The 7,124-nt window shown below is 70.3% G+C and carries 5 protein-coding genes; 2 read left to right on the plus strand and 3 right to left on the minus strand.

The features are described from left to right. Positions 1 to 39 precede the first annotated feature (39 nt). The 3 genes from IT306_14985 to IT306_14995 all read right to left on the minus strand — a co-directional run bounded on the left by IT306_14985 (position 40) and on the right by IT306_14995 (position 5,062). A complete protein-coding gene (locus IT306_14985; GenBank protein MCC7369733.1) occupies positions 40 to 396 on the minus strand; it encodes a hypothetical protein in 357 nt (118 codons plus the stop codon). Between the two features lie 264 nt (positions 397 to 660). Continuing rightward, positions 661 to 3,234 (minus strand): VWA domain-containing protein, encoded by a 2,574-nt coding sequence (locus IT306_14990; GenBank protein ID MCC7369734.1) that lies wholly within the window; start codon positions 3,232 to 3,234, stop codon positions 661 to 663. A 4-nt stretch (positions 3,235 to 3,238) separates the two neighbouring features. Next, positions 3,239 to 5,062, minus strand: a complete 1,824-nt coding sequence (locus IT306_14995) for a BatA and WFA domain-containing protein (GenBank protein ID MCC7369735.1) — start codon at positions 5,060 to 5,062, stop codon at positions 3,239 to 3,241. Positions 5,063 to 5,559: 497 nt separating this feature from the next. Between IT306_14995 and IT306_15000 the strand changes: the two genes are divergently transcribed. Next, positions 5,560 to 6,825, plus strand: coding sequence for an MFS transporter (locus IT306_15000; protein MCC7369736.1), 1,266 nt, complete (start codon positions 5,560 to 5,562; stop codon positions 6,823 to 6,825). Between the two features lie 134 nt (positions 6,826 to 6,959). Then, positions 6,960 to 7,124, plus strand: a 165-nt coding sequence (locus tag IT306_15005; protein MCC7369737.1) for a hypothetical protein, incomplete at its 3' end; no start/stop codon positions are given.

A 7,124-nucleotide genomic window follows, 5' to 3' on the forward strand; every position in this document is an offset into this window, starting at 1 on the left:
CGTCCGGTGCCCGCACCCGCCACACCGGGCCGCATACTGCTACGCCTCCACGACCACCGGACGGATCGGCGGCAGCTCGATCACCTGGCTCCGCCCCACCCGACGCTGCCCCGCCTCGGGCAACACCGCGCCACAGCCCCGGCAGGCAGTCGGCCGACAGCGCACGATCACGTCCGGCGCCTGCCGCCGACGACTGATCCCGTCGTGCCCACGCCGCCGCGTCCGACGCTCCGCCCGATTCGCCTTGAAGCCCACCGAGGGCGGCACTGACGAGTTGCCGGGCGTCTTCGGTGGCCGGCCGATCTGGGCCTTCAACTCGGCGACCTCGGCAGCCAGACCGAGCACCAACTCGATCAACTGCTCCCGACTCAGCTCCGCCAGCGCATCTCGCTCCATAGGAGCATCAGCTTAACGAAACGCGAGCCCACAGGCCACTCGGCCGATCATGCCCAGGTGAGCAGATACGATGCGGCCAGGTAGCAACGTCCCCATCCCGCGCGGGCGCGGGATGAGGGGTTCGTTGGCGCGCACAGTTGCGGGAGATCCCTCCTTCGTCGGGATGAGGGTGGCACTCGAAGGCTCAAGGCTTCGGAAAGGCGCGATAGTGGCCTGTCAGTCGTGAACGGCACAGCCAACCTGTTGCCAGCACGCAACCAAACCCTACGGCCGAGCGGGCTGGCGGGCGCGGCCCCCGAAGCTCACGCGGCGCACGGCCACGTCGAGCGGCACCAGCAGCAGCGCCGCCAGCGCAAACCACCACCAGATCGGCGTCGGCTTCTCCCCGTGGACCCGGTTGTCCCGGTCGAACGCCTGCGTCGGGTCCACGATCTGCTTGCCGCCCGTCCGCGAGGCCAGCCGCTCCAACAGCGCCGTGTTGACCCCCACCGAGCGCTGCTCCGCGCCGCCCCGCACCGTGAACCCGACCGTCTCCTCGCGGGCCGGCTTCCCAGCCTCATACTGGACAAAGCGGGCCTGATACGCCCCCGGCGCGCCGATAGTCGTGGACAGCGCATAGGTACCCGGGGCCGTCTGCGGCAGATCGATCTCGCGAGCGCTGCCGTCCGGCGCGACGATGGTCACCCGCGTATCCAACAGGTCGCCGAAGCGCCCATCCGGGCGCACGCTCTGCGCCCGCAGCGTCACCTGATCGCCGATCACCTCGGCCTGGACCGGAAACGTCGCGCGGGTCGGCTCGGGGAACGTCCAGCGGACGGCCTGCTGCCAGAACTTGGCGCCATCCGGCCAGGAACGCCACTCCTGGGACCACGGCCCGCTGGTGTCGGAGGTCCAGGCGACCACCCGCCCCAGCCCCTGCTGCCAGTGCGCCAGCAGCGGATCGCCCCGGTCGGAGGTCAGGGCCGTCACCGCGCGCGGCCGGGGGGCCGTCGTCACGTAGCCGGCCAGCGTCGGCAGGGTCGAGCCGGTCAGCCCGAGCATGATCGGGCTGGCGGCCGTCACCTGCGGCAGCACCCGCCCCTCGACCATCGAGCTGCGGGTAGCGATGGTCGTCTCCTTGGTGGTGATGCGCGGCACATCCTGCGAGCGCTCGGTGAAGTAGTAGCGGCCCGCCCCCAGCTGCGCGAGCGAGGTCAGCAGCTTCTGGTCCGAGTCGCTGCCCACGGCAATGGTCGAGAGCGTGATCTGATCCTGCTGCATCCTGGCGATGAGCTGTGGGTAGTCGGCGTCGAACGACTGGCCGTCGGTCATCAGGATGATGTGCTTCATCTTGGCGTCGCTGGCGGCGGCGGCCTTGTACGCCTCCTCCAGAGCCGGGTAGATCGACGTGCCGCCATCCGCGCGGATCCGCCCGATCTGCAGCTGGGCGTTGGTGATGTCGTTGCCACTGGCGATCTTCGTCGGCGGCACCACCCAGGCGAAGCGGCTGTCGAAGCCCAGCACGCCGAGCGTGTCGTTCGGGCGCAGCGCCTCGATAGAGCGGATCGCCGCCTCGCGGGCCATCGCCATCTTCGAGACGTCGCTGCGGTACAGGTCCATGCTGCCAGACTTGTCGAGCACCAGGAACAGCGCGATGGTGCTCTCGTCGCGCCGAGGCGGCGGCGCTGGCGAGACCGGCAGCATGTCGTCCAGGACGCTGCCCTGGTAGCCGCCCAGCGCGAAACTGGTGTTACCACCCGCCACGAACAGCCCGCGCCCCATGTCCTGCACGAACCGCTGGAGAGTCCGCTGCTGATCGAGCGTCAGCTGCGTCGCGGCGACGTTCGCCAGCGCGATGCCGTCGAAGCGGTCCAGCTGCTCGGGGCGCGGCGGCACCACGGATGGCGGCTGTACCTCGACCTGCATACCGGCCTCGGTCAGGGCCTGCGCCAGCGCCGCGCCCTCGCCGGGCCGGCCCTCCAGCACCAGGATCTGGCCCGGCGCCTTGACCACCGTCACCGCCTCGCCGACGTTGTTGTCGGTGCGGGTGTCAGACGAGGGCGCGATCTCGGCGCGGATGATGCGCGCGCCGTCCGAGCGGGCCGTCACCGGCAGCGTCAGGCGGCTGGACCCCGCCGCGATCTCCACCTGCTCGGAGACGGACTCGCGGCCGTCAATCGAAAGCGTGATGCCGGCCCTGGTGGCGACGGTGCTGTCAACCACCACGCTCGTCTCGAACGTGCCGCCCTCACGCGTGAAGCCCGGCGCCTCGACAGACCGCACCGCGACCTCTGGCGCGTCGGCCCCCGCCTGAAGGCCGGCGTAGGCGATCTGCAGCCCCGTCCGCGAGGTGTCGAGAGCGGCCCGCTCGGCGTCGCCCAGGTTCTCCCAGCCGTCCGAGATCACGACCACCCGCCGCTCGCCCGTCTGGGGCAGCAGATCGCCGGCCAGCCGGATCGCCGCTTCAAGGTTGGTGGCCGAGCCGTCGATAGGCAATTCGGCCGTGTTCGGGCGGTCGGTGACGGCCTGCCGCCCGAAGCGCACCATCGTGACGTTGTCGTCGGGCCGCAGCTCGCCGAGCGCCCGCTGCAGCCACTGGTCGGCCGCTGCGCGGACGGGGCCGCTCATGCTCTCGGAGCGGTCCACCACCAGCGCCACCGTCAGGTGCTCGTCCGGATCGTAGAAGGTCGGGCGGGCCAGCGAGATGATCAGCAGCGCCAGGATCAGCGTGCGGAGGATCAGGGCCATGCCGCGCCGCCACGCCGCCGCCCGGCCAAGCCAGCCCCGCGCGAACAGCAGCACGAGCGGGATCAGCACCATCGCGGCCAGCCAGTACGGCTGCTCGAATGCGAACCTCACCGGCCTAGCCCCGCCGTCCGAAGCGCCACCACTCCAGCACCAGCAGCAAGAGCGCCCCCATCACCAGGTACGGCCAGATCTCCAGCGGGGTCGTGGTCGTGCCGTCACCGGGCCGAGGCGGCGCGGGCGCCGCCTGCCGGGCGCGTGGCGTGATGGACGATTCGGCGTCGTCAGCCATGTTGACGGCGAAGATGCGCGGCTCGCCAGCCCCCAGGCCGGTCTCGCGGATCGTGTAGCGGCCCGGCAGCTCGATCTCGTCGAGCCGCACCGAGCCCTGCTCCGGCTTGAGCCGTGTTTGCTGGCCGCTCGGAGACTCGAGCGTCACCTCGGTGATACCGGGGGCCACCGGCAGGCTGACGCTTCGGCCCGGCGGCAGCGAGGGCGAGAGGTCGCCGCCGCCCAGGTACGAGACGGCGTTGGCGACCAGCAGCGGGAACGCGATCATCCGGTCGATGCCCGAGCCAGCCGGCTCGAACCCGAGCGCGATCACCGAACGGCCAGCCTCGCGCCCTTCGAGAATCAGCGGGCCGGCCGGGGCCTCGGCCACCACCCGCGCCCACGGTGGCGTGACGAACGGGGTCGCCTTCGCCAGCCGCACCGAGGCCAGATCGACCGCCTGCAAGAGCGGATGGCGTGGGTCGAAGTCGGAGAACTGGACGCCCTGAATCTCGGGCTTGAGTGGCAGCAACTGCTGGCCGGCCGGCGGGTTCACGACGATCAACTGTCCGCTCGGGAGGGTCGGCGGCACAACCCCGTCGAGCACCACGATCTCGGCCCCAGAGCCGTCGTAGCGCTCCGGGGTGACGGTCTCCACTTTGAGGTCAGGAATCGCCTTGAGAGCGCGCTCCAGGGCTTCAGGTCGGCGGGTCACCAGCAGCACCCGTCGCACGAACCCGATATCGACGCTCACCTCGGCGAAGTCGTCGGCGGGGAGCGCGTCGCCGCCAGCCAGCTTCACGGCCACGCGGCGGGCGCCAGCCGGCACGTCGAAGGCCGCGACAGTCTGCCCGCGCGCCGAGAGATCGACATCACGGCGGTCGGTGACCACGTCGTCCACGAACAGGCTCAGGCCGACGCGCGTCGGCAGGTCGGCGTAGTTGGCGAGACGCGCGACGGCACTCTGGGTGCCCGGACCGCCCGGCTGCCGCGCGACGCTCAGGCTGGTGACAGCACGGTTCGCCGTCTCGCGGCCCAGCATCTCGAACCGCGTCGCGACGCCGAGCGCCGAGAGGTCGCCGGGGTCCACAAACGAGCCGTCCGTGTAGACCACGATCTCGGACGCCCGCTCGGGTGTGCGGCGCGCCTGATCCGAGGCTACAAACAGCGCCTCGCGCATGGCCGAGGCGCCGCCCCCACCCCGCAGATCTCCGAGGGCTGTCAGGGCCACCCCGCTCTCGGCAGCGCTCACCACCGTCCGGGGGCGCGGCCCTGCTCGCACAACGGTTGCCACGTCGGTCGGGGACATCGTGGCGAGCAGCGTGCGGGCCCGCCCCAACGCGGCATCGAAGCGCGACGGCTGCTCGTCGGTCGCCAGCATGCTGCCAGACGCGTCGAGCACCAGCACGAGATGGCGTCCGGGCGGCGCGGTCAGGCGGGGTGATGAGAGCGCAAACGCCGCCGCCACAATGGCAAGCAGTTGCAGCAGGAGGAGCAGCGTCAGCTTCGGAGGGCGCAGCCGGCGCGAGACCTCCGGGTCACGGCCAAGCTCGCGCCAGAGGAATGCGCTGGAGACCAGCTGCCGGTTGGCAGCCGCCCGCAGCAGGTGCAGCAAAATCACCAGCGGGATCAGGCCGAGAAGCCAGAGCGCGGCTGGCTGCTGAAACGTCATTGGCGGGCCGCGCTCCATGCGGGAGCCGTCCGGCTCGCAGAAACCTGTCGCGACGCCAGACAGGGTCGGCTCCGCGTGCGACGCGCTGGGTGAGCAGAGCCGAGCGGGCGCGACAAGATGGTGCGAGGCTCCTTCTGAGCGTACGCAGACTGTACCAGACCCTCGGCCCGCACGGTGACTTTATGTCCTGCTTCGATGCCCGTGTATCACATCCTTTGATCCGTCGCCCTGTACAGACGTTCCCGGCCAGACAGGTCAGCCGGTTCTCACCTGCTACACTGGGCGACGGCACGGCGCAGTGCTCGCACGATGCCGTGCGCGCGGCTCAGCGCCCGCTGCCGAAGGGAGATCCTCGATGAGGCCACCCACCACTCCGGTCGCCGTACAGACGACGCAGACCGGTCGCACGCACACTCACACCGTCTGTCGAATCGACAGCCCGTCGCCACGCGTGCCGCTCGTGTGCCGACGGGCCGCTCATGGTAGGGACACTGCACATGTTCCACGCGCTGCGCCTGGATGGCCTCTGGCGTCATCCGGACTTCCTTAGACTCTGGGCCGGCCACACCGTCTCGCTGGCCGGCAGCCTGGTTTCGCGGTTCGCGCTGCCGCTCGTCGCGATCTTCACCCTGGACGCTTCACCCGGTGAGGTGGCGCTGATCCGCATGGCCGATGCCCTGCCCGGCGTGGTGCTCGGGCTGGTGGCTGGCGTCTGGGTGGACCGTCTCAAGCGCCGCCCACTGATGATCTGGGCGGACATCGGGCGGGCCGTCCTGCTGGCCTGGATTCCGCTGGCGGCGATCTTCGGACTGCTCGGCATCTGGCAACTGTTCGCCGTCGTGATGGCGGCCGGCACGCTCACCGCCGTCTTCGAGGTGGCGAACCGCTCGTACCTGCCGACGCTGATCCCGCGCGAGCGGCTGGTCGAGGCGAACGCCAAGCTGTCCGGGGCCGGATCGGTGGTGGAGGTCGGGGCCTTCGGGTTTGCCGGCCTGCTGGTGCAGGTGCTCACAGCCCCCATCGCGGTCCTGCTGGACGCCGTGTCGTTTGTGCTGTCCGCCGTGTGCCTGGGCGCCATCCGCGCACCCGAGCCGCCGCCCGCCCCTGAGGCCCACGAGCAGAGCACCCTGGCGGCCATCCGCGAGGGCCTGCGGCTGGTCTTCCACAACCCGATTCTGCGGGGCATCGCGCTGGCGTTTGGGATGCTGGACCTCTTCCTCCACATCTGGGTCACCATGCTGCTGGTCTTCCTGACCCGTGATCTGGGGCTTGAGCCACTCGTCTTCGGCATCCTCTTCGCCGTCGGCGGGGTCTGCTCGTTCCTTGGGGCACTGGTGGCCGAGCCGATTGAGCGCCGGTTCGGCATCGGGCCGACGATGATCGTGACCTTCTTTCTCAGCGCGGCGTCCCTGTTGAGCGTTCCGCTCGCAGCGGGTCCATTCCTGCTGGTGATCTTCCTGGTAGGCCTTCAGCAACTGGCCGACCTCCCTGCGACCGTGAACCAGATTCACGAGCAGAGCCTGATCCAGGCCAGCGTGCCGGACGAGGCGCTCGGGCGGGTGACGGCCAGCCTGCGTGTCATTGACTGGTCCGCGATGCTCCTGGGCACGATGCTCGGCGGCGTACTCGGGGAGCTGATCGGGCCACGGTCCACGATGCTGATCGGGGCCTGCGGGGCACTCCCAGCGGTGCTCTTCCTGTACTGCTCGCCGCTCCGACACCTGCGCCGACTACCCACCCCCACCGTCTCAGCTACAGGCTGAGCGGCCACCGTCGCCGGGCCGCCGCGCGCGCATCCGATCGCGGCGGCCCAGCGCTGATGTCCGCCCAGCGTCGGCCGAAGTCGGTATGATGGAGACAGGCGCGTACCACCTGTGTCCCTCATCGAGGCAGCACCATGGCCATCTCTGAGCGTCCAGACCTGATCCAGGAGAACGACGACCGTTTCCGCTCGCAGTGGGTCGGCCAGCACATGTCCCTGCAGGAGTTCCTGGCCCTCCCCGAAGAGAAGCCGGCCCTTGAGTTCCAGGACGGGGTGGTTACCCAGAAGATGGCAGCGAAG

It is taken from the genome of Chloroflexota bacterium (assembly GCA_020850535.1).
Taxonomy (GTDB): Bacteria; Chloroflexota; UBA6077; order UBA6077; family JACCZL01; genus JADZEM01.

Excerpts from the sequence above, each read along its gene's own strand:
- IT306_14985 (MCC7369733.1), bottom strand. The coding sequence starts at position 396 with ATGGAGCGAGATGCGCTGGCGGAGCTGAGTCGGGAGCAGTTGATCGAG.
- IT306_14995 (MCC7369735.1), bottom strand. The coding sequence starts at position 5,062 with ATGACGTTTCAGCAGCCAGCCGCGCTCTGGCTTCTCGGCCTGATCCCG.
- IT306_15000 (MCC7369736.1), top strand. The coding sequence starts at position 5,560 with ATGTTCCACGCGCTGCGCCTGGATGGCCTCTGGCGTCATCCGGACTTC.